The following is a 21392-nucleotide window of genomic DNA, read 5'->3' as shown; positions in this document are numbered from 1 at the left end:
CGCATTCCCGACCCCTGGAGACCCGTGTCGATCAAGGACATCCGACTCTTCGGCGATCCGGTCCTACGGACCGCCGCTGCCGAGGTCACCGACTTCGACAAGCAGCTGCGCGTCCTCGTCAAGGACCTCGAGGACACCATGCTCGACGCGCCCGGCGCGGGCCTCGCGGCACCGCAGATCGGCGTCGGACTGCGGGTCTTCACCTACTGGGTCGACGGCGTGCTCGGTCACCTCGTCAACCCGGTGCTCGACCTCTCGACCGACGAGCAGGACGGGCCCGAGGGCTGCCTCTCGATCCCGGGTCTCGCGTTCGACACCAGACGCGCCCTGTCGGTCGTGGCGAAGGGTCAGGACATGTGGGGTGAGCCCGTCGTCCTCGAGGGCACGCAGCTGCTGGCGCGCTGTGTCCAGCACGAGACCGACCACCTCGACGGGATCCTCTTCCTCGACCGGCTCGACCCCGACGCCAGGCGGGAGGCGATGCGGGCCATCCGCGAGGCGGAGTGGTTCGCCGAGGACCCGCCTGAGGTGCGCATCAGCCCGCACTCGACCTTCGGCCGGGCGATGTGACATGAGAGTCGTCTTCGCAGGCACCCCCGAGGCGGCGGTGCCGAGTCTCGATGCCGTGGCGTCCTCGAGCCACGAGCTCGTCGGGGTCGTCACCCGGCCCGACGCACCCTCCGGACGCGGTCGCCGGCTCGAGGCCTCGCCCGTGCGACGCCGCGCCGAGGAGCTCGGGATCCCGGTGCTCACCCCGACGCGCGTCACGGACCCCGACTTCCTCGAGGCCCTCACGGCGCTCGCGCCGGACGCGTGCCCCGTCGTGGCCTACGGCAACCTCATCCCGCCCGCCGCGCTGACGATCCCGCGGCTCGGCTGGATCAACCTGCACTTCTCCCTGCTCCCCACGTGGCGCGGGGCGGCCCCGGTCCAGCACGCGATCATGGCCGGTGACGAGGTGACCGGTGCGTCGACGTTCGTCATCGAGCGCGGCCTCGACACCGGCCCCGTCCTGGGGGTCATGACCGAGACCATCCGAGCGACTGACACGGCGGGTGACCTGCTGGGTCGACTGTCGGCCGCCGGGGCGGGCCTGCTCGTCGCGACGCTCGACGGGCTCGAGTCCGGCGACCTCGTCGCTGTGCCGCAGCCGTCCGAGGGTGTCTCGCTCGCGCCGAAGATCGAGGTCGAGGACGCCCACATCGCCTGGACCCGACCGGCCACCGCGGTGGACCGGCTCGTGCGCGGCTGCACCCCGGCTCCCGGCGCGTGGACCACGTTCCGCGGGGAGCGCCTCAAGGTCTCGCCCGTGGCCCTCGTGCCGGTCGACGACGTCCCGGAGGGTGTCGCGCTGCGCGCCGGCGACCTCCGCGTCACGAAGAAGGCCGTGTTCGTCGGCACGGGCACCCAGCCCGTCCGCCTCGGCATCGTGCAGGCCCACGGCAAGAAGCCCATGTCGGCAGCCGACTGGGCGCGGGGCACGCGCATCGAGGCAGGGGAGCGGGTCGGCGATGAGTGACGAGCGACGAGGGCGCGGCCCGGGGGGCGAGGACCCCCGCGGCGACGGCGGACGCGGCGACGGCGGACGTGGCGACGGCGGTCGGGGAGACGGCGGTCGGGGAGACGGGCGACGCGGCGAACGCCAGCGCCCGCAGGCGCGCGAGCGCTCCGCCGGGCACCGTTCGGAGCAGCGTCCGTCGGAACGGGCCCGCCGCACCGACGCGCCGAGGCTGGCTGCCTACACCGCGATGCGAGAGATCGCCGACGGCGCCTACGCCAACCTCGCGCTGCCGAAGCTGCTGCGCGACAAGCGGATCAGTGGCCGCGACGCCGGCTTCGCGACCGAGCTCGTCTACGGCGCGACCCGGCTGTCCGGCCTCTACGACGCGGTCATCGCCTCGGCTGCGGGTCGGCCGGTCGACAAGATCGACGCCAACGTGCTCGACACACTGCGGCTCGGGGCCCACCAGCTGCTCGGCATGCGCGTGCCCAGCCACGCCGCCGTCGACGAGACCGTGGCCCTGGCCCGGCAGGTCAACGGCGCCGGGGCGGCGGGCTTCGTCAACGCCGTCATGCGTCGCATCAGCGAGCGGGAGCCGGACGCGTGGACCGACCTCGTGACCCACGACGTCGCCGACCCGGTCGAGCGGCTCGCCCTGCGCACCTCGCACCCGGTGTGGATCGCCAAGGCCCTTCGAGCTGCCCTGATCGGGCACGGCGCCGCCGGGCCCGGCGACGTCCAGGACTCCTTGACGGCCCTCCTCGAGAGCGACAACGCGGCCGCCAAGGTGTCGCTCGTCGCCCGACCCGGCCTCTGCTCGCTCGACGAGCTGGAGGACGCCGGGGCCGGGCGCTCCGGGCTCAGCCCGGTCGGGGCGACGCTGCCCGAGGGTGACCCCGGGGCCATCGCAGCGGTTCGGGACGGCCGGGCAGCCGTGCAGGACGAGGGCTCGCAGCTGCTCGTCCTCGCACTGGCCGGTGCCGGCGTCGAGGGTGAGGCCGCCCGGCACGAGCGGTGGCTCGACCTCTGTGCTGGCCCGGGCGGCAAGGCCGGGCTCCTGGCGGCCCTGGCCATCGAGCGACGGATCCCGTTCGTGGCCAACGAGATCAGCGAGCACCGCGCCGACCTCGTCTGGCAGACCCTTGCGGCCGCACGCGCCGAGGCCCGTGAGCTCGACACGAGCCTCAAGGTGCGTCACGGCGACGGTCGCGAGCTCGGTGAGCTGGAGCCTGGCGGCTTCAGCCGCGTCCTCATCGATGCGCCCTGCACGGGTCTCGGGGCCCTGCGACGACGCCCGGAGGCGCGCTGGCGTCGCGGTCCCGACGACGTGGCGGCCCTGGCCGGGCTGCAGCGTGAGCTCCTCGCGTCGGGCATCGAGGCCACCGCGACCGGCGGCCTCGTCGGCTACGCGACGTGCAGCCCGCACCTCAACGAGACGCGCTTCGTCGTCACGGACATCCTCAAGCGCCACGAGGACGTCGAGCTGGTCGACGCACGCCCGCTCTTCGTCGATGCGTCCGGTCGTCAGCTGCCGGGTCTCGGTGAAGGGCCCTACGTCCAGCTCTGGCCGCACGTCCACGGCACCGACGCGATGTTCTTCGCCCTGCTGCGCAAGCGGTAGGCGCCTGAAAACCGCTCGCGCGCGGACGGAGCGGTGGGCAGGGTGGGGCCGTGACGGCATACGCGATGGACGACCTCGAGCCCAACCCCTTCGACGAGCGCGTGGCTCCGACGTACGACGCGGGCTCGGCCCACATGTTCGAGCCGGCCGTCCTCGGACCGACCGTGGACGTGCTGTACGAGCTCGCCGGTGACGGTCGCGCGCTCGAGCTCGCGATCGGCACCGGTCGGGTGGCGCTGCCCCTGGCGGAGCGCGGTGTCGAGGTGCACGGCATCGACTTCTCCGAGGCCATGGTCGCGCAGCTGCGACGCAAGCCGGGTGGGGACCGGCTGCCGGTGACGATCGGTGACATGTCGACGACACGAGTCGGCAGCGGCTACCGCGTGGCGTACCTCGTCTACAACACGATCACCAACCTATTGACCCAGGACGAGCAGGTCGAGTGCTTCCGCACGGTGGCCGCCCAGCTCGCGCCGGGCGGGTCCTTCGTCGTCGAGGTGTTCGTGCCGCAGCTGCGGCGGATGCCGCCCGGGCAGACCGCGGTGCCCTTCCATGTCGGCAGGCGGCACGTCGGGTTCGACACCGTCGACGTCGTGACGCAGCGGTGCGTCTCACATCACTTCGTGCGGACGGAAGGGGACACCGACGCCGGCGGGAGGGGCGTCGCGACCTACTCCACCTCTGCGCACCGCTACGTCTGGCCGTCGGAGCTCGACCTCATGGCCCGGATCGCCGGCCTCACGCTGCGCGACCGCTGGGCGGACTGGACCCGAGCGCCGTTCACGGCGGACTCGTCGTCGCACGTGTCGGTCTGGACGAAGGCCGCTGCCTGACGGCGTCGCCACGCCCCTAGGCTGTGCGCGTGCAGATCTCACCGAGCATCCTCTCCGCCGATTTCGCGAACCTCGAGGCGGAGCTGGGGCGCATCGCGAACGCCGACTGGGCCCACGTCGACGTCATGGACGCCCACTTCGTCCCGAACCTCACGCTCGGCCTTCCCGTCGTCGAGGCGCTGCTGAAGGTGAGCCCGATCCCCATCGACGCGCACCTCATGATCGAGGACCCCGACCGGTGGGCGCCGAGCTACGCCGAGGCCGGGTGCCAGTCGGTGACGTTCCACGTCGAGGCCGCACGGGATCCGCGGGCGTTGGCCCGGACGCTGCGCGCCGCCGGCTCGCGCGCAGCGATGGCGCTCAAGCCCGGGACCGCGTTCGCGCCCTACGAGGACCTCCTGCCCGACCTCGACATGGTGCTCGTCATGACCGTCGAGCCCGGCTTCGGCGGCCAGTCGTTCATGGCCGACCAGATGCCCAAGGTGCGCCAGGTGCGCGAGGCCGTTCGCCGCCACGGCGGCGAGATCTGGATCCAGGTCGACGGTGGCGTCAGCGCCGACACCATCGAGCAGTGCGCCGACGCCGGGGCGGACGTCTTCGTCGCCGGATCGGCCGTCTACGGGGCCGAGGACGCCGCCGCAGCGGTCGACGAGCTCCGCACGCTGGCCCGGGGGCACGGGCACTGACCGCGCGGTCACGCCGAGCGGTCCACCGGTCGCTCGCGCTCCGGGCTCCGCCGTGTGGAGACGGAGTACGCCGAGAGCCCGGCAAGGAGGCCGGTGCACCCCTCGAGTGCCGCGAGCCACCAGTCACCCCGGGTCGCGGACAGGACGGCGTTGACGATGAAGACGAGCCCCGCGACGACCCACGGGAGGGGTTGTTCGGTCGCGGATCGTCCGAACCTCCTCGACCACGCCGCCCGCCCGGGTTCGCTCGGGTCGGGCCGACCGGTCTCATCGCGCATCATTGTTGCTCGCACGTGCCGGCGTAGTCGACGGTGAATCGGTAGCCGCAGCTGGCACCGAATGACTCGTACTCGGTTCCGGACGGGCTCACGGCATAGAGGACGTCGCAACTGAGACCGTCGCCGTCCGAGCACTCCAGGGTCAACTGGTCGAGGATCTGGATGCAGGCGCCGTCGTCGCCCTGCGCGCACGCGTCGACCAGTCCCTGGACGGGGTCGGCGCTCGGCAGGCTGTCCACGTCGTCGAGACGTAGCGAGCCCGCGGCCACCTGGGTGGCCCGGGGCGGCGGCGCTCCGCCGTCCATCCTGAGGTTGACGGTCAGCTGGGTCGGCGCGGGCGTGGGCACCGGCGAGGTCCCATCCCTGGACGCACCGACGTAGACGCCCCCGACCGCGGTGACCACGGCCGCAACCGCGGTCAGGATGCCGGGAACGGTCGAGAGGAACCCGACGAAGCCCCTCGACCGTCGCTGCTCTCCGCTCGCGCTGTCACTCACTGGACTGCCCCCTCGTTCTCGGTCGCCGGCCCGGCCTCGGCTCCCGCGCCGACTCGGTCTTGGAGCCGCCCCTGCGTCAGCCTGGTGACTCCTACGGGACGGAGTCGCGCATCGGGAGCCGTGATACGAGCACCGACGAGCAGCGACGGGCACCGACGGGCACCGACGGGTGGTGGCCGTCACGCGGGCGCGGCGTGCGCCCGGCGGCGACCCAGGTGCATACTGGCTGTACGTGCTCCGGGGTCGGTGTAATTCCGAGCCGGCGGTTACAGTCCGCGACCCGACCGCATCCAGCGGCCGGTTGACCTGGTGAAATTCCGGGACCGACGGTGAAAGTCCGGATGGGAGGCAGCACGAAACAGGCCGTCGTGGCCTGGGCCGTCGGCGTCGTCCGACCCGGCCCGGATCGCGTGGGCGTGTGGAGGTACCCCGGAGTTCGTCCGTGCCACGACGAACGACCAAGGACGAACACCACATGCAGGCACTTGCTCTGGCCGACGAGACGAAGAACGTCTTCCAACAGGCCATCGACGCGACCATCCCGATCGGCCAGTACCAGCTGCACTGGCTCGAGCTGATCGGCGTCCTCATCGGGCTCGCCTCCGCCTACCTCGGCATGCGCCGGTGGGTGTGGGCCTGGCCCGTGGGGATCCTTGCGAACATCATGCTGTTCTTCGTCTACCTGGGCGCCGTCTTCGGCGCCGACGAGCGCATCCCGCTCTTCGGGCAGGCAGGGCGGCAGGTCTTCTTCATCATCACGAGCATCTACGGCTGGTGGCGCTGGTCGCAGGTGCGCCGGCTCAACCACGCCGACGACTCGAGCGGTGTCGCGATCACCCCGCGCTGGGCCACGACCCGCGAGCGCGTCGCCGTCGTCGCCTTCTGGCTCGTCGCCACGGTCGTCGTGCACCAGGCGTTCGTCTGGCTGTGGAACCTCTCGCCGAACCCGTTCTTCACGCCCGAGTGGTGGTTCTACTGGTGCGACGCGTGGATCTTCGTCGGCTCGATCGTCGCGACCTACGCCATGGCGCGAGGCTGGAACGAGTTCTGGCTCGCCTGGATCGCCGTCGACCTCGTCGGCGTGCCCTTCGCCTTCGCGACCGACTACGTGCCGACCGGTGTGCTCTACACGTTCTACGGCCTCTTCGTGATCTACGGCTTCACCCAGTGGGTCAAGGCGTCTCGGGTCAGCGAGCGCGACGTCGAGCCGCAGCTGACCGGCGCGTCGAGCTGACCCATGGGTGACACGGCTGCCCCGGCCTGGATGCGACGAGCCCTCCAGCTCGCCGCGTCCGGGCCGTGGCCCGACCCCAACCCGAGGGTCGGCTGCGTCGTCGTGGCCGCCGACGGGACCGTCGTGGGCGAGGGGCACCACCACGGCGCCGGTACGCCGCACGCGGAGATCGAGGCCCTGCGCGCGGCAGGTGCCGGGGCCCGGGGAGCGACCGCCTACGTGACGCTCGAGCCGTGCTCGCACACGGGGCGCACCGGCCCCTGCGCCGAGGCGCTCGTCGTGGCCGGCGTGGCGCGGGTCGTCTTCGCGCAGTCGGATCCCAACCCGGATGCGGCGGGAGGCGCCGAGGTGCTGCACGCCGCCGGTATCCACGTGACCGGAGGTGTGCTCGCCGACGAGGCGGCCGCCCTCAACGACCGGTGGGCGCGCAGCGTGGCCCTCGGTCGCCCGCTCGTCACGTGGAAGCTCGCCACGACCCTCGACGGCAGGAGCGCGGCTGCCGACGGCAGCAGCCAGTGGATCACGGGAGAGGCGGCGCGAGCCGACGTCCACGCGCTGCGCGCGACCCGTGACGCCGTGCTCGTCGGGACCGGGACGGTCCTCGCGGACGACCCTCGCCTGACCGTGCGTATGCCGGGTGGCGCGCTCGCGCCGCACCAGCCTCTCCGCGTCGTGATGGGGGAGCGCGAGGTCCCGCCGGGTGCGCGACTCCACAGCGCCCCGGGCCCGGTCGTGCACCTGACCACGCGGGACCCCCGTGAGGCGTTGGACCTCCTGTGGCACCGGGGAGTCCGAGACGTGTGGCTCGAAGGAGGGCCCACGCTGGCCGCGGCGTTCCTGCGGGCCGGCCTCGTCGACGACGTGTACGCCTACGTCGCACCCGCCCTGCTGGGCGCGGGTCGGGCCGCGGTGGCCGACCTCGGTATCGCGTCCATCGACGACGTGCGCCGGCTCGACCTCGTCGACGCGAGGGTCGTCGGGGGCGACGTGCGCATCCACGCCGTCCCGACCGCTGTCGTACGGCCCACCGACATTCCGACCAGCGATGCCCGGACACCTGGCGTCCCGACCACTGATGCGCCGGACGGTTCCGGCGCGCGCGTGCACGCAGAACCCTGAGGAGACAGACATGTTCACCGGAATCGTCGAGGAGCTCGGCACCGTCGCCTCCGTCGAGCACGGCAGCGACTCTGCGGTGCTGCGCATCGACGGCCCGCTCGTCGTCAGCGACGCCACGCACGGGGCCTCCATCTGCGTCAACGGGGTCTGCCTCACGGTGACCGAGTTCGACGCCACGGGCTTCGCCGTCGACGTCATGGCCGAGACCCTCGACCGCAGCAGCCTCGGCGCCCTGGCACCCGGCGACCGCGTCAACCTCGAACGTGCCATGCCGGCCGACGGCCGGTTCGGCGGCCACGTCGTCCAAGGTCACGTCGACGGCACCGCCACGATCACGGCGCGCACGCCCGGGGACCGTTGGGAGACGGTCGACTTCACGCTCCCACCGGGCCTCGCGGCATACGTGGTCGAGAAGGGGTCCATCACGGTCGACGGCGTGTCGCTCACCGTCGCGCACGTCGGCGACGACGCGTTCGGCGTCTCGCTCATCCCCACGACGCTCGCGCTGACGACGTTGGGGCACAAGGGAGTCGGCGACGTCGTCAACCTCGAGGTGGACGTCATCGCCAAGTACGTCGAACGACTGCTCAGCCATCGGGGCACGGACCGGCAGGAGGTCGGCTCATGACCACCCTCTCGACGGTGGAGGCCGCGCTCGAGGCCCTCCAGGCGGGACGCCCGGTCCTCGTCCTCGACGACGAGGACCGCGAGAACGAGGGCGACCTGGTCCTCGCCGCCGAGACCGCCACCGAGGACTGGATGGCGTGGACCATCCGTCACTCGTCCGGCTACCTCTGCGCGCCGATGCCCGACGAGATCGCCGACCGGCTCGAGCTGCCCCTCATGGTGGCCGAGAACCGCGATCCGCTGCGCACCGCCTACACGGTCTCGGTCGACGCCGCCAGCGGTGTCACCACCGGGATCAGCGCCGCCGACCGCCTGCACACCGTCCGGGTGCTTGCGGACGTCGACTCGACGCCGGCCGACCTCATCCGCCCCGGGCACATCCTGCCGCTGCGCGCGCGCCACGGTGGCGTGCTGACCCGGCCCGGGCACACCGAGGCGGCGGTCGACCTGACGCGCCTCGCGGGCCTCTCACCCGTCGGCGTCATCGGCGAGCTCGTCCACGACGACGGGACGATGATGCGCTTCGACGCGGTCGTCGGCCTCGGGCGCGAGTACGGGCTGCCCGTCATCACCATCGAGCAGCTCATCGACCACCGCCAGCGGCTCGACCGGGTCGAGCGGCTCGCCACGACCCGCATCCCGACGGTGCACGGCACCTTCACCGCCCACGGCTATCGCGACACCCTGACCGGCGACGAGCACGTCGCCCTCGTGAGCCCGCGCGGGCTGCACGGGCGGAGCATCACCGGTCCCGTCCTCACCCGCCTGCACTCCGAGTGCCTGACGGGCGACGCCTTCGGCTCGCTGCGCTGCGACTGCGGGCCCCAGCTGCAGGCGTCCCTCTCGCGCGTCGGGAGCGAGGGCGGTGTCGTCGTCTACCTCGGCGGGCACGAGGGCCGAGGCGTCGGCCTCGTCGACAAGCTCCGCGCGTACTCCCAGCAGGACCTCGGCGCCGACACGGTCGACGCGCAGACGGCCCTGGGACTTCCCGTCGACGCACGGGAGTACGCCGCAGGAGCGGCGATCCTGCACGACCTCGGCGCGACCCAGGTCGTGCTCCTGACGAACAACCCCAACAAGGTCTCGGCGCTGCGTCACCTCGGCCTCGACGTCGTCGCGGTCGAGCGGCTGCACGGGCCGATGGGCGCGGACAACGAGCAGTACCTCATCACCAAGCGCGAGCGCATGGGCCACGACATCCCGGTCACGACCGACCGGCACGGCAAGGAGACGGCATGAAGGACGGCGCCCCCACCATCACGACCGACGGCAGCGGGCTGCGGGTCGCGGTCGTCGCCGCGAGCTGGCACGAGCAGGTCATGGGTGGCCTGCTCGACGGCGCCCGCCGCGGTCTCGCCGACGCCGGGGTCACGTCCGTCGACGTCGTCCGCGTGCCCGGGACGTTCGAGCTGCCCGTCGCGTGCGCGTCCCTCGCGGGGCGCTACGACGCCCTCGTCGCCCTCGGCGTCGTCATCCGCGGCGGCACCCCGCACTTCGACTACGTCTGCCAGGCCGCGACCGTCGGGATCACCGACGTCTCGGTCCGCACGGCGACGCCGATCGGCTTCGGGGTGCTCACGTGCGATGACGAGGCCCAGGCGCTCGACCGTGCCGGCCTGCCCGGGTCGGCCGAGGACAAGGGCCACGAGGCCGCGTCGGCGGCCGTCGCGACCGTCGTCGCCCTCCGTGGCGTCGCCACGACGTGAGCACCGTCCGGACCGCGGCCTAGCGGCCCGTAGGCTGGGGCACCGTGAAGAGCTTTGAGCAGCTGTACGCCGAGCTGGCCGAGAAGGCGCAGGCGCGACCCGAGGGATCGGGCACCGTCGCCCAGCTCGACGCCGGCGTCCACGCCATCGGCAAGAAGATCGTCGAGGAGGCGGCCGAGGTGTGGATGGCCGCCGAGTACCAGTCGAACGACGAGGCCGCCGAGGAGATCAGCCAGCTCCTCTACCATCTGCAGGTCCTCATGCTCGCCAAGGGCATCTCGCTCGACGACGTCTACTCCCACCTCTGAGGACCTCACTGCCCATGCTGCGAATCGCCGTGCCCAACAAGGGCTCCCTGTCCGACGCGACCGTCGACCTGCTGCGCGAGGCGGGCTACCGCACGCGCCGTGACACCAAGGAGCTCGTCGTCACCGACGTCGAGAACGACGTCGAGTTCTTCTACCTGCGCCCTCGCGACATCGCCGTCTACGTCGGGTCGGGCACCGTCGACGCCGGCGTCACCGGCCGCGACCTGCTGCTCGACTCGGGGTCCGACGCCGTCGAGGTCATGTCGCTCGGCTTCGGCGCCTCGACCTTCCGGTATGCCGGCAAGCCCGGTCACGTGGCCACCGTCGAGGACATCGCGGGCAAGCGCGTCGCGACGTCGTACGCCGGCCTCGTGCGCTCGGACCTCGCGGCCCGCGGGCTGTCGGCCGACGTCGTGCGGCTCGACGGCGCCGTCGAGACGGCCATCACGCTAGGGGTCGCGGACTGCATCGCCGACGTCGTCGAGACGGGCACGACGCTGCGGCAGCAGGGTCTCGAGGTCTTCGGTGAGCCGATCCTGCGCTCCGAGGCCGTCCTCATCCGCGGCGACCGCCCGGGCGAGGCCCAGGCCATCGAGGTGCTCCAGCGACGCATCGCCGGCGTCATCACGGCCCGCACCTACGTCATGCTCGACTACGACTGCCCGAAGGAGCTCGTCGACCGCGCCTGCGAGCTCACGCCGGGCCTCGAGTCCCCGACGGTCTCGCCGATGCAGGACGACGCGTGGGTCGCCGTGCGCGCCATGGTGCCCCGCATCGGCCGCAACCGGCTCATGGACGAGCTCTACGACCTCGGCGCGCGGGCGATCCTCGTGACCGACATCGCCGCCTGCCGGCTGTGAAGCACGACGGCGGACGACGGACGTGACCCGATGACGCAGCAGCCCCCGTCCCAGCCGGCACCCGATCCGTCCGCGGACTCGGCGGCGTGGGCGCCCTTCCGTCCCAAGCGTGGTCGGGCCGTTGCGCTCGGCGTGGTGTGGTCCTCGCTCGCCGTCTTCGGCGCCATCGCCGTCGTCATGCCGGCGCAGGTCGACGGTCGGTGGGGGCTGGGCGACCGCCTGATGTTCTTCGGGCTGGGCGTCGTGATCGCCTTCCTCGCCTGGCGGTACGCGTCGATCGCCGCCGTACCGAGCCGCGCCGGCCTCGTCGTGCGCAACCTCGTGCTCACCCGCACGCTCGAGTGGCCCGAGGTCGTCGGCATCCAGTTCGGTGGGGGAGAGCCCTGGGTCACCCTCGACCTCGAGGACGGCGACACCGTCGCGGTCATGGCGATCCAGAAGGCCGACGGTCCGCTCGCCGGTCGGGAGGCGTCCCGGCTCGCCGCGCTCGTCCAGGCGTTCGGCGAGGCGCGTGAGCCCGACCGTCCCCAGGACCTGACGTGACAGGCGAGCCGACCCCGGAGCGGATGCGCCACGCGCTCGGCCACTTCGCCACGGGCGTGACGATCGTGACCGGGTTCGCCGATGGCGGGCAGCCGGTCGGGTTCGCGTGCCAGTCCTTCGCGTCGGTGTCCCTGCACCCGCCGCTCGTGCTCTTCTGCGCCGACCACCGCGGTCGGTCATGGCCGCGGATGCGCGACGACGGTCGCTTCACCGTGAACGTGCTGCGGCACGACCAGCGTGACCTCATCGCTCGCTTCGGCTCGGCGGGTGGCGCGCGCTTCGACGCGCTGGACTGGGAGCCGTCGGTGCACGGTGGCCCGAGCCTGCCCGGCGTGCTCATGCGGGTGCACTGCTCGGTCGAGCAGGTCCACGTCGCCGGCGACCACGACGTGGTCGTCGGTCGGGTCCTCGACCTCGAGGACGGCGAGTCCGGCCGGCCGATGCTCTTCTACCGCGGACGCCTGACCGTGACCGAGCGGCGTACGTCGGCGGGGACCGACGAGGGCCCTGCGGCGATGGACGACTACTGGGGCTGAGGCCCCGTGCCCGCCGCCCGGTCGCACGCCTCGGGACGTCCAGGCCCCCAACACACCGAGTAGGTCACAACCCACCGGGATCGGATCGCGGTGGGTTGCGACCTACTCGGTGTGTTGCGAGGGACGGGAGTCGGTGCCGTCGACGAGGCCGTCCCACGACCAGCGCGGCACCGTCAGGCCGTCGGGCACCTGGTCGGCCGACCCGTGGTAGGTGCCCATGTAGCCGGTCGCCCAGGTGAAGTACGCGACGAGCGCGTCGCGTACGTCCGCGTCGCCGGAGAGGCCGGCGTCCTCCACGGCCCGCTCGAAGCACTCCACCGCCCGCGCGTCCATCTCCTGGTGCGGGCCGTTGCCCGAGTGCATCCGCACCACCTCCGACTCGCTCGCGACGGAGGTCGTGAAGGCCGGTGGCCCGCCGAGGGCCTCGGCCCAGTACGCGGCGAGCCGCTCGGTGTGGTCGGGGTGGTAGCCGTGCGAGAAGGCGTGCGACACGACCGGGTCGGCGAGCACCCGCTCGTGCCAGGCGTGCGCGAGGGAGACGAGCGCGGGCATCCCGCCGACGGCGTCGTAGATCGTCCGGGTCACCGTGGCAGGCTCCCACCCGGCGGACGGCGCGACAAGGCCTCGGGACCGACCGGGGTCCCGAGGCGTCGCCGTCAGCGGAAGTGGATGAAGTTCGACGGCCAGGAGTAGCTGCCCCGCTCGAGGATGCGGCGACCGCTCATCGAGGTGTAGGTCGCACCGAGGACCGTTCCGCCGTAACCGCTCTCGGAGATCGCGACGGTGTCGCCGTCGGCGCTGACCCAGTCCACGTACGCGACGTGGTTGGAGTTCCACTGGGCGATGTCGCCGACGCGGGGCTTCTGGTCGACGGCGAAGCCCTTGGCCCGGGCGTTCGTGTCCCAGCTGGTGGCGTTGCCGAGGTTGCCGGGGTTCTTCACGCCGTCACGGGAGAGCCGGTAGGCCGAGAAGTTCGTGCAGTTGTTTCCCCACGGGTCGACGGGGTAGCTCCACGCGCGCTGCCCGTAGTAGCCGAAGCGCTCGATGCAGTCCTGGGTGGCGCGCGAGTAGCACTTCCAGCTCGACGGGGCAGGACCGCCGGTGATCGCCCACGTCACGGTGGTGGACCGGTAGACGGCGACGTTGGCGTTGCCGAGCACGCGCACGACGGAGCCGCTCCCGCTGGTCCCGGTCGACCACAGCGTCACGCCGCGCGAGCTGCGCACGACGAGGTTGCCGTCGGTCTGCATCGTGGCCGTGCTGCCGGTCCCCGTCGTGAAGGTCGCCCACTGCCGCACGCCGGTGGACGACGTCAGCACGAGGTTGCCGTCGGTGCGCATCGTCAGCTGCCACGCCTTGCTCGTGGACAGGATCGACTCCCCGGCCCGCAGCACCTGGCCCGGCAGCATCCGGTCGTAGCGGTAGCCGCGGTGGTCCCACACCGTCGTCGTGCCCTGGCGGACCTGGAGCAGGCCGTCATTCGTCAGGGTGAGCAGGCCTCCCGTCCAGCCGCCGGTCCCGCTCGACCACGCGACCGTGCCGTTGGTGCGCAGCATGACGACGTTGCCGTCGGCCCGGACCTGGAGACGGTTGCCGGCGCCCGGCGTGCCGCTCGTCCAGCGGCGGACCCCGGCCGACGTCGTGACGACGAGGTTGCCGTCCGCCTGCATAGTGGCGACATAGGCCCCCGTGGACGACCGGAGCGCCGTCGCGGACGAGAGCCACTGGCCCGTCCGGAGCGTTGCCCCCGCGACGTAGGTGAAGCCGTCGGTGCGCACGACGGTGCCGGCGCGGGTGGTGACCCGGATCGGGATGCTGCCCGTGGCGATCCGAGCCGGCACGACCGCGGTCAGCTGCGTCGCGGAGACGCGGGTGAAGGACGTGGCGGCGACACCGTTGAAGAGCACCCCGCGGACGTCCGTGAAGGACGTGCCGCGCAGGGTGACCACGGTGCCGCCGGCCAGGGGCCCCGAGGCGGGAGAGACCGAGGCGACGACCGGTGCGTCCTGGAAGGTGAAGCGCCCGGCGGGGACCACGAGCGACGTGCCACCGGGCGTGGTCACGCGCACATCGACGTCGCCCTCCGCGTGGGCCGGCAGGGTGACGCGCAGCTGGCTGGCGGAGAGGCGGGTCACGGCCGTGGCGGCGACGCCGCCGAACGCCACCGACGACACCCGGTCGTATGCCGTCCCCGTCAGGGTGACCGTGCCGCCGCCCTTCGTGGGGGCGAGGGTGGGGGAGACGGCGGTGACGGTCGGGACGGCCTGGTAGGTGAACCGGGCGGCCGGCACGACCGGGGAGACGCCGCCGGGCGTCGTGACGCGGACGTCGACGGTGCCGACGGTCCGCGCGGGGGCGGTGATCCGCAGGGTCGTGTCGGAGACCCGGACGAGCCCGGTGCCGGGCACGCCGCCGAAGTCCACGCCGGTCGCCAGACCCAGACGTGTGCCCGTGACGGTCACGACGACGCCGCCGCGGAGCGGGCCTGCCAGGGTCGAGAGCGCGGACACGGCGGGCATGCCGACGTAGGTGAACCGGCCGGTCGCTGACTCGGGGCTGGTCCCGTTGGGGTTGGTGACGCGTACGGCCACGGTCCCCTCGGCCTGGGCGGGGGCGGTGACCCGGAGGGTGCCGTCCGACACGCGGACGAGCCCGATGGCGGCGACGGTCCCGAAGCGCACCGAGGTGGCGTCGGCGAGGTGCGCACCCGAGATCGTCACGACCGTGCCGCCGCGCAGCGGGCCGGCGGTGACGGACAGCCCGGTGACGACCGACGGCGATCCGTAGGCGAAGCGGGCGTCGGCTCCTGCGGCGGAGGTGCCGCCCGGCGACGTGACCTGGACGTCGACGGGGCCGGAGGCGTGGCGCGGCGTCGTGGCGCGCACCGTGGTCGCCGAGACCCGGACGACGTCGGTCGCGGCGACCGAGCCGAAACGGATGGCCGTGGCCCGTTCCAGACCCCTGCCGGTCAGGGTCACGACGGTGCCGCCGGCCGGCGGGCCCGTCTGGGGGGACAGCGACGTGATGGCCGGGACGGGGTCGAAGGCGAAGGTGCTCGACGAGTGCTCGGGGACGTGCCGTACGCGGTCGTGACGGTGACGGCGACGACCCCGGCCGTGTGAGCGGGCGCCGTGGCCCGGATGCTCGTGGCCGACAGGACGGTGAAGCGGGCTGCCATGGCGCCGAAGGCGACCCGGGTCGCGCCCGTGAACCGGGAGCCGGTCAGCGTGACGACCGTGCCGCCGCGCACCGGGCCGGCCGTCGTCGACAGGGACGTCACAGCGGGGAGCGCCTGGTAGCCGTAGCGGGCTCGTGAGGTGGCGGCCGAGATGCCACCCGGCGTCGTCACGCGCACGTCGACGGTGCCCACCGGACGTGCCGGGGTGGTGACGCGCAGCGTGCTCGCCGAGACCCGCACGACCTTGGTCGTCGTCGTGGAGCCGAACTGGGCGGCGGTCGCCCTGCCGAGGCCGGTGCCCGTCAGGGTCACGGTGGCCCCACCGGCCGTGGGACCCGAGGTGGACGAGATCCCGGTGAGGGTCGGGACTGCCTCGTAGGCGAAGGCGTTCGCGGAGTAGCCGAACGAGATGCCGGAGGCGGTCCGGACGCGCACGTTGACGAGTCCGGCCGGTCGGGCCGGCGACGTGACGCGCAGCTGGGTGCTCGACAGCACGGTGAACCGGGCCGCGGTCGCCCCGAAGGTGACCGTGGTGGCCCCCGTCAAGCGGGTCCCCGACACGACGACCGTCGTCCCGCCCCGCACCGGTCCTGCCGCGACGGAGAGGCCGGTGACCGTCGGTCGGGTGACGACGGGCGCGACCGTGTAGGTGAAGCGGGCGGCGGAGACCACCGGCGAGGTGCCGCCCGGCGTCGTGACCCGGACGTCGACGACCCCGGCGGTGTGCGCCGGGACGGTGACACGCAGCTGGGTCGCCGAGAGTCGGGTGAGGCCTGCGGCCGGGGTGCTGCCGAAGCGCACCGCGGTGGTGCGGTAGAGCCCGGTCCCGGTCAGCGTCACCACCGTGCCGCCGCCCGTCGTGGCGGTGCGGGACGACAGCGCCGTCACGGTCGGGACCGCGTCGAAGGCGAAGCTCGAGCGCGACGAGACGGGAGACGTGCCGGCCGGGGTGGTGACGCGGACGCTCGCCACTCCCGCCGGGTGGGCCGGGGTGAGCACGCGGACCCGGGTGCTCGAGACCTTCGTGATGCGGGTGACGGCGGCGGAGCCGAACCAGGCCGTCGTCGTGGCTCCCACGCCCGTCCCCGACAGATCGACGGTCGTGCCACCGCTGGTCGGGCCGGCGACGACCGACAGGCTGACCGCCGCCGTCGGCGCGGTCCCGGTGACGGCGGCGGTGGCCGGTGCGGCGGTGGCGAGCGACGGGGCCGCGGTCGCCGGCTGCGCCGTCGCGAGGCCGGGTACTCCGGCGAGGAGAGCCGCCACGACGAGGGCAGACCCCAGGCGCCCGGTCCTGCGTCGTTCGACGTCGCGGTCAGGCTCGGCCAGCGGGGTGGGGCGGGGCAGCATTCGTCCGTCTCCTTGCAGTCAGCACGTCCGGCGAGCATTCTGCACAGGCAAATCGTCCCTTGTACGCCGTTTCGCCCGAATTGGGTCGACCCAAGCGCACCACGAGCCCCAGCCGTGGGGTTCGGGACCCGTCAGTCGACGCGGCGCAGGTCGGGGCGCAGGCGCTGGACGACGAAGATCTGCACGACCCCGATCGCGGCGAGGATGCCCCAGACGAGAGACAGGCTGCCGGTGACGTCGCGCACCAGTCCCATCGCGATCGGTCCCATCGAGGCGAGGCCGTAGGAGATGAGGAACGCCATCCCGGTGAGACGTCCGCTCGCCTCCGGGGTCCGGGCGTAGCGCACGAGCAGGACGAGGGCGAGGGAGAACGCGGCCCCCTGGCCGAGCCCGGTGACGACCGCCCACACCCACGGCGCCGAGAGGGGTGCGACCCAGATCCCGACCGAGCCGGCGATCCCGAGCACCGCGGCCGGCCACAGGAGCCGCCTCATGTCGCGGGTGCGGTCGCTGACGACCGGACCGAGCAGGCCCGAGACGATCTGGGCCCCGCTGAAGACCGCCGCAAGATAGCCCGCCGACGCGCGGGACCAGCCGTGCTCGACGTAGGTCGGGGCGAGCCACGTGACGGCCGAGTAGAAGCACCACGACTGCAGGGTGAGGTAGCCGGCGACGAGCCAGGCCGTGCGGTGCCGCCACGGCAGCCGGCCCGGACCCTCCTCGTCTGGCGTGTGGTGCGGGTTGGCCCGCATGGTGAACGGCGCCCACGCGAGGGCCCCCACCAGGGCGACGACCGACCACGAACCGAGCGAGGCCTGCCAGCTGCCGAGTCGGTCGGCGAGGGGCACGGCGACCGCCGAGCTGAGGGCCGCGCCGCCCATCATCGCCAGCATGTAGAGGCCGGTGACGAGACCGGTGCGCTCGGGCGGGAAGAAGGTCTTGACGAGCCGGGGCAGCAGCGTGCCGGCCACGGCGATCCCGACTCCGCACAGGAACGTGCCTGCGTAGAGCACGACGACGTGCTCGCCGGCGAAACGGCTGGCCGTACCGACGACGATGCTGATGACCGCGCCCAGGACCGCGGCGGCCGCCCCGGTGCGGTGGGCGATCCGGCTCGCGACCGGGGCGAAGAGGCCCATGCAGAGGACGGGCAGTGTCGTGAGCGCCCCGGCCGCGGCGTGGCTCAGGCCGAGGTCCGCGGAGATCGCGTCGAGGAGCGGAGGGACGCTCGTGATCGCGATCCGGAGGTTGGCGGCGACCGCGACGAGAGCCAGGGCCATGACCCAGACGGGCGGCAGGGGGCGGAGCGGTCGGTCTCGTCGAAGCACCATCAGAGCCTAGATGTGTCGAGGACGAGGTCCGCGCGCTCCCTCGTCGCGTCGGCACTGAACAGCGCCGTCTCCTGGTCGGCCCACCGCTGCCACTGCGGTCGGTAGGCCTCTCCGTCGCGCTCGATGCCCCGGCGCATCCGGAGCGCGACGTCGGCGTCCACGAAGACGGCCACGGCGGCATACGGCCCGGCCGGCCCCACGCTGGAACCGCACCCCTCGACGACGAGGAAACGGCACGCGGGCACCTCGCGTGTGCCGCTCCACTCGTCGCGCACCCAGCTCCACAGCCGGTAGGTGGCCCGCCCACCGCGCGCGAGCGGCTCGAGGACCTGTTGCGTCAGCAGTCCGGGTGCCTGCGACAGGCCGTCCCAGCCCGGGTAGAGGTGGTCCATGTGCACGACGGCCACGGGACCCGTCGGCTCGAGCGCCAGCTCGATCCCGCGGGCCAGCGTCGTCTTGCCGGCGCCGCTGGGCCCGTCGAGGGCGACGACGACGACGTCGCCACACCGGGCGTCGGCGGTGAGCGCCAGGGACACGACGGCCGCGACGTGCTCCTCGCGCGGCGGCCGCGTCACCTCGTCCCACATGGGCGCGACCCTACCGATCCACGGCCCGCTCCCGGGCTGGCCTAGATTTGTCGCATGCCCGTCGCCACGAGAGTCATCGCCTGCCTCGACGTCGACGCCGGGCGCGTCGTCAAGGGCGTCAACTTCGAGAACCTCCGTGACGCCGGCGACCCCGTGGAGCTCGCGAAGCTGTACGACGACCAGGGCGTCGACGAGCTGACCTTCCTCGACGTCACGGCCAGCAGCGGTGACCGCGAGACCACCTACGACGTCGTGCGCCGGACCGCCGAGCAGGTCTTCATCCCCCTCACCGTCGGGGGTGGCGTGCGCACCGTCGACGACGTCGACCGCCTGCTGCGCGCCGGCGCCGACAAGGTCGGGGTCAACACCGCCGCCATCGCCAGGCCCGAGCTGATCTCCGAGATCGCGGCCCGGTTCGGCGCGCAGGTGCTCGTCCTGTCGGCCGACGTCCGCCGGCGCATCGGTGATGACGGGCGGCCCACCGACGACTTCGTCATGACGACGCACGGAGGGCGCACCCCGGTCGACCTCGATGCCGTCGAGTGGTGCGCCCGGGCCGCGGAGCTCGGGGCGGGCGAGATCCTGCTCAACTCGATGGACGCCGACGGCACGAAGGACGGCTTCGACCTCGAGCTGATCCGGCGCGTGCGGGCGGCGGTGTCCGTGCCCGTCATCGCGAGCGGCGGCGCCGGACGCGTCGAGCACTTCGCGCCCGCCGTCGCCGCCGGGGCGGACGCCGTGCTCGCCGCGAGCGTCTTCCACTTCCGCGAGCTCACCGTCGGCGACGTCAAGGACGCCATGCGGGCAGCCGGTGTGACGGTCCGCTGAGTGCGGGTCGGCCGCGGTCAGCTGATGCCGAGGTCGGTCTTCTGGAGCGCCGCGATGTCGTCGGCGTCGCCCTCGAACTCGACGCGCGCCACGCTCTTGCGGCCGTAGGCGTAGAGCACGAGCTCGGCGGGCGTCCCGCGGAGCACGACGGTGCCGTGCTCGTCGGGCAGCTTGGCGGCGTAGCGGCCCTGGCCCTCGGCGATGAGCACGATCCCCGTCGGCGCCTTCCGGAACATCAGGCGTGACGAGCGCTTGAGCGCCGACCAGAGCTTGCCCGACAGCTGGGGCGACAGCTCGCGCGGCTCCCATCCGGGCTGGGCGCGGCGGGCGTCCTCGTGGTGGACGAAGAACTCGATGAGGTTGGTCACCTCGTCGACCTTGGGGTGCGCCATGGGGTTCCACACCGGGGCGCCCCGGCGGACGCGGTCGACGAGCGCCGTGTAGTCGCCGTGCGCGATCTTGCCCTGCTCCTTCTCGAGGTGACCCGCGAGAAACGGGATGAAGCGACCGGCCGTCAGGTCGGGCCGGTGCTCGCGGACCAGCAGATGGGCTGCCAGGTCACGCGTGTCCCACCCCTCGCACATCGTCGGCTGGTCGGGTCCGAGCCGGTCGAGCTCGTCGCAGAGCAGGAGGCGTTCGGACTGGGCGTGGCGCGTCATGACGCCATCCTCTCAGGGCGTCGGCCACGACCGAATCTCGGTGGCCCGGGCGGAGGTCTGTGCCTAGGGTCGGACGGTGATCGAGCTCGTGCGCCCCACCGTCGACCTGTCCGACTCGTGGTGGGAGATGGTCGACGACTTCGCCGTCACGACGATCCACGGCTCGAGCTACCGCTCGGGCGACCGCGAGCTGCTGCGCGACCGCGAGGCCTTCGAGGAGTGGGTCGACTGGCTCGGCCGGATGGAGCGGTCCGACGAGGCCCTCCCGCAGGGCCGGGTGCCGTCGTCGAACCGGTGGATCGTCCGCGACGGTCGTGTCGTCGGCACCATCGCCGTGCGCCACGCGCTCACCCCGTCCCTCGTCGCCGAGGGTGGGCACATCGGGTATGCCGTGTCGCCGGCTGTCCGACGCCAGGGGATCGCCCGCGCCGCGCTGGGTCTCGCGCTCCGCCTCGCCGCGTCCCGCGGGATCGACCCCGTCCTCGTGACGTGCGACGCGACCAACACGGCCTCCGCGCGGACCATCACGTCGTGCGGCGGCGTCCTGGAGGACGAGCGGGAGGGCGTCCTGCGGCACTGGGTCCGGACCGACGCCCCGGCGCAGCCGATCGGCCGGGGACCGATCGAGACACGGGACGCGAGGCTCGTGCCGGTGACGTCCGAGGAGGCCGCGGCGATGCGCGCGGGGGAGCGGCGGGCCGACTGGGCGACGGGCTACCCGCGCGAGGACGACCTCGACGCCGTCGGGATGATGCCCTCCGGCCCCGACGCGTGGACCCCGCGCCACATCGTGCGCAGGAGCGACGGGCTCGTCGTCGGCTCGATCGGCTGCTTCGGGCCACCGGACCAGGGCGTCGTCGAGGTCGGCTACGGCCTTGTCGCGGACGCCCGGCGAGGAGGCCTGATGACCGACGTCCTGTCCGGCTTCGTGCGCTCGCTCGAGGCGGCCGGACTCTCCGTGGTCGCGCACACCGACCCCGACAACGTCGCGAGCCACCGCGTCCTGGCGCGCCTCGGCTTCCAGCGGCACGCAGCGCAGGACGCCGCCGACGGCGCCGAGTGGCTCTGGGTCAGAGGGACTGGTGGCGAGGGTGTCGCCGACGCGTGAGA

24 protein-coding genes and 1 riboswitch are annotated in these 21392 nt (G+C 73.1%); of the genes, 16 read left to right on the top strand and 8 right to left on the bottom strand.

Going from position 1 to position 21392, the window contains the following annotated elements; all coding sequences use genetic code 11:
* Positions 1 to 24: 24 nt before the first annotated feature.
* The 5 genes from def to rpe are packed head-to-tail and all read left to right on the top strand — an operon-like array spanning position 25 to position 4641.
* Positions 25 to 570: a peptide deformylase gene (gene def / locus ASG96_RS14505; RefSeq protein ID WP_056757419.1), complete on the top strand. Its 546-nt coding sequence runs from the start codon at positions 25 to 27 to the stop codon at positions 568 to 570.
* Between the two features lies 1 nt (position 571).
* Complete coding sequence (gene fmt / locus ASG96_RS14500) at positions 572 to 1519, top strand: methionyl-tRNA formyltransferase (RefSeq protein WP_057588297.1); 948 nt, start codon at positions 572 to 574, stop codon at positions 1517 to 1519.
* Positions 1512 to 3122 carry an RsmB/NOP family class I SAM-dependent RNA methyltransferase gene (locus ASG96_RS14495; RefSeq protein ID WP_057588296.1) on the top strand — a complete coding sequence of 537 codons (1611 nt, stop codon included), beginning with the start codon at positions 1512 to 1514 and terminating at the stop codon, positions 3120 to 3122. The genes fmt and ASG96_RS14495 overlap by 8 nt, the downstream gene beginning before the upstream one ends.
* Before the next feature lie 50 nt (positions 3123 to 3172).
* Complete coding sequence (locus ASG96_RS14490; protein WP_235509159.1) at positions 3173 to 3955, top strand: class I SAM-dependent methyltransferase; 783 nt, start codon at positions 3173 to 3175, stop codon at positions 3953 to 3955.
* A gap of 29 nt (positions 3956 to 3984) precedes the next feature.
* Positions 3985 to 4641, top strand: a complete 657-nt coding sequence (rpe, locus tag ASG96_RS14485; protein ID WP_056757745.1) for a ribulose-phosphate 3-epimerase — start codon at positions 3985 to 3987, stop codon at positions 4639 to 4641.
* Positions 4642 to 4649: 8 nt separating this feature from the next.
* Here rpe and ASG96_RS14480 read toward each other — a convergent pair whose 3' ends face one another.
* Complete coding sequence (locus ASG96_RS14480; protein ID WP_157610853.1) at positions 4650 to 4919, bottom strand: hypothetical protein; 270 nt, start codon at positions 4917 to 4919, stop codon at positions 4650 to 4652.
* Positions 4919 to 5416, bottom strand: coding sequence for a hypothetical protein (locus ASG96_RS14475; RefSeq protein WP_057588294.1), 498 nt, complete (start codon positions 5414 to 5416; stop codon positions 4919 to 4921). Before ASG96_RS14475 ends, ASG96_RS14480 begins: the two co-directional genes overlap by 1 nt.
* Positions 5417 to 5644: 228 nt before the next feature.
* Positions 5645 to 5775, top strand: a riboswitch (FMN riboswitch).
* Positions 5776 to 5891: 116 nt separating this feature from the next.
* On the opposite strand from ASG96_RS14475, the gene pnuC reads away from it, so the two are divergent.
* The 9 genes from pnuC to ASG96_RS14430 are packed head-to-tail and all read left to right on the top strand — an operon-like array spanning position 5892 to position 12349.
* Positions 5892 to 6650, top strand: a complete 759-nt coding sequence (gene pnuC / locus ASG96_RS14470; RefSeq protein WP_056757400.1) for a nicotinamide riboside transporter PnuC — start codon at positions 5892 to 5894, stop codon at positions 6648 to 6650.
* A 3-nt stretch (positions 6651 to 6653) separates the two neighbouring features.
* Entirely contained in the window at positions 6654 to 7769 is a 1116-nt protein-coding gene (gene ribD / locus ASG96_RS14465; protein WP_235509158.1) for a bifunctional diaminohydroxyphosphoribosylaminopyrimidine deaminase/5-amino-6-(5-phosphoribosylamino)uracil reductase RibD, read from the top strand.
* Positions 7770 to 7779: 10 nt separating this feature from the next.
* On the top strand, positions 7780 to 8397 hold the full coding sequence (locus ASG96_RS14460) for a riboflavin synthase (protein ID WP_057588293.1): 618 nt from the start codon (positions 7780 to 7782) through the stop codon (positions 8395 to 8397).
* Positions 8394 to 9635: a 3,4-dihydroxy-2-butanone-4-phosphate synthase gene (ribB, locus tag ASG96_RS14455; RefSeq protein WP_057588292.1), complete on the top strand. Its 1242-nt coding sequence runs from the start codon at positions 8394 to 8396 to the stop codon at positions 9633 to 9635. Before ASG96_RS14460 ends, ribB begins: the two co-directional genes overlap by 4 nt.
* Entirely contained in the window at positions 9632 to 10102 is a 471-nt protein-coding gene (gene ribH / locus ASG96_RS14450; protein ID WP_057588291.1) for a 6,7-dimethyl-8-ribityllumazine synthase, read from the top strand. The genes ribB and ribH overlap by 4 nt, the downstream gene beginning before the upstream one ends.
* Positions 10103 to 10146: 44 nt before the next feature.
* Positions 10147 to 10410, top strand: a complete 264-nt coding sequence (locus tag ASG96_RS14445) for a phosphoribosyl-ATP diphosphatase (RefSeq protein ID WP_057588290.1) — start codon at positions 10147 to 10149, stop codon at positions 10408 to 10410.
* Positions 10411 to 10424: 14 nt separating this feature from the next.
* Positions 10425 to 11270 (top strand): ATP phosphoribosyltransferase, encoded by an 846-nt coding sequence (gene hisG / locus ASG96_RS14440; RefSeq protein WP_056757387.1) that lies wholly within the window; start codon positions 10425 to 10427, stop codon positions 11268 to 11270.
* A 30-nt stretch (positions 11271 to 11300) separates the two neighbouring features.
* On the top strand, positions 11301 to 11813 hold the full coding sequence (locus ASG96_RS14435; RefSeq protein WP_057588289.1) for a PH domain-containing protein: 513 nt from the start codon (positions 11301 to 11303) through the stop codon (positions 11811 to 11813).
* Positions 11810 to 12349: a flavin reductase family protein gene (locus tag ASG96_RS14430; RefSeq protein ID WP_057588288.1), complete on the top strand. Its 540-nt coding sequence runs from the start codon at positions 11810 to 11812 to the stop codon at positions 12347 to 12349. The genes ASG96_RS14435 and ASG96_RS14430 overlap by 4 nt, the downstream gene beginning before the upstream one ends.
* Positions 12350 to 12451: 102 nt before the next feature.
* Here ASG96_RS14430 and ASG96_RS14425 read toward each other — a convergent pair whose 3' ends face one another.
* The 5 genes from ASG96_RS14425 to ASG96_RS14405 all read right to left on the bottom strand — a co-directional run bounded on the left by ASG96_RS14425 (position 12452) and on the right by ASG96_RS14405 (position 18795).
* The gene (locus tag ASG96_RS14425; protein WP_082591780.1) at positions 12452 to 12934 is read right to left on the bottom strand and encodes a group II truncated hemoglobin; all 483 of its coding nucleotides are present in this window, start codon (positions 12932 to 12934) and stop codon (positions 12452 to 12454) included.
* A 71-nt stretch (positions 12935 to 13005) separates the two neighbouring features.
* A complete protein-coding gene (locus ASG96_RS14420) occupies positions 13006 to 15327 on the bottom strand; it encodes an IPT/TIG domain-containing protein (protein ID WP_057588287.1) in 2322 nt (773 codons plus the stop codon).
* Positions 15324 to 16877: an IPT/TIG domain-containing protein gene (locus tag ASG96_RS14415; RefSeq protein ID WP_057588286.1), complete on the bottom strand. Its 1554-nt coding sequence runs from the start codon at positions 16875 to 16877 to the stop codon at positions 15324 to 15326. Before ASG96_RS14415 ends, ASG96_RS14420 begins: the two co-directional genes overlap by 4 nt.
* 131 nt (positions 16878 to 17008) lie before the next feature.
* Positions 17009 to 18205, bottom strand: a complete 1197-nt coding sequence (locus ASG96_RS14410; RefSeq protein WP_235509157.1) for a CynX/NimT family MFS transporter — start codon at positions 18203 to 18205, stop codon at positions 17009 to 17011.
* A gap of 2 nt (positions 18206 to 18207) precedes the next feature.
* Positions 18208 to 18795: a uridine kinase gene (locus tag ASG96_RS14405; protein WP_057588285.1), complete on the bottom strand. Its 588-nt coding sequence runs from the start codon at positions 18793 to 18795 to the stop codon at positions 18208 to 18210.
* 54 nt (positions 18796 to 18849) lie between these two features.
* Between ASG96_RS14405 and hisF the strand changes: the two genes are divergently transcribed.
* Positions 18850 to 19623, top strand: coding sequence for an imidazole glycerol phosphate synthase subunit HisF (gene hisF, locus ASG96_RS14400; protein WP_057588284.1), 774 nt, complete (start codon positions 18850 to 18852; stop codon positions 19621 to 19623).
* Positions 19624 to 19640: 17 nt separating this feature from the next.
* Here the strand turns inward: hisF and ASG96_RS14395 are convergent, their stop codons facing one another.
* Entirely contained in the window at positions 19641 to 20282 is a 642-nt protein-coding gene (locus tag ASG96_RS14395) for a TIGR03085 family metal-binding protein (RefSeq protein ID WP_056757370.1), read from the bottom strand.
* 76 nt (positions 20283 to 20358) lie between these two features.
* Here ASG96_RS14395 and ASG96_RS14390 point away from each other — a divergent pair, with 76 nt between their 5' ends.
* Positions 20359 to 21390, top strand: a complete 1032-nt coding sequence (locus ASG96_RS14390; RefSeq protein ID WP_057588283.1) for a GNAT family N-acetyltransferase — start codon at positions 20359 to 20361, stop codon at positions 21388 to 21390.
* Positions 21391 to 21392 lie beyond the last annotated feature (2 nt).

The sequence above is a fragment of the Terrabacter sp. Soil810 genome (assembly GCF_001429645.1).
In the GTDB taxonomy this organism is placed as follows: Bacteria; Actinomycetota; Actinomycetes; order Actinomycetales; family Dermatophilaceae; genus Terrabacter.
The sequence above is the reverse complement of the archived record's forward strand: the minus strand, read 5'-3'. Positions and strand labels throughout refer to the sequence as shown.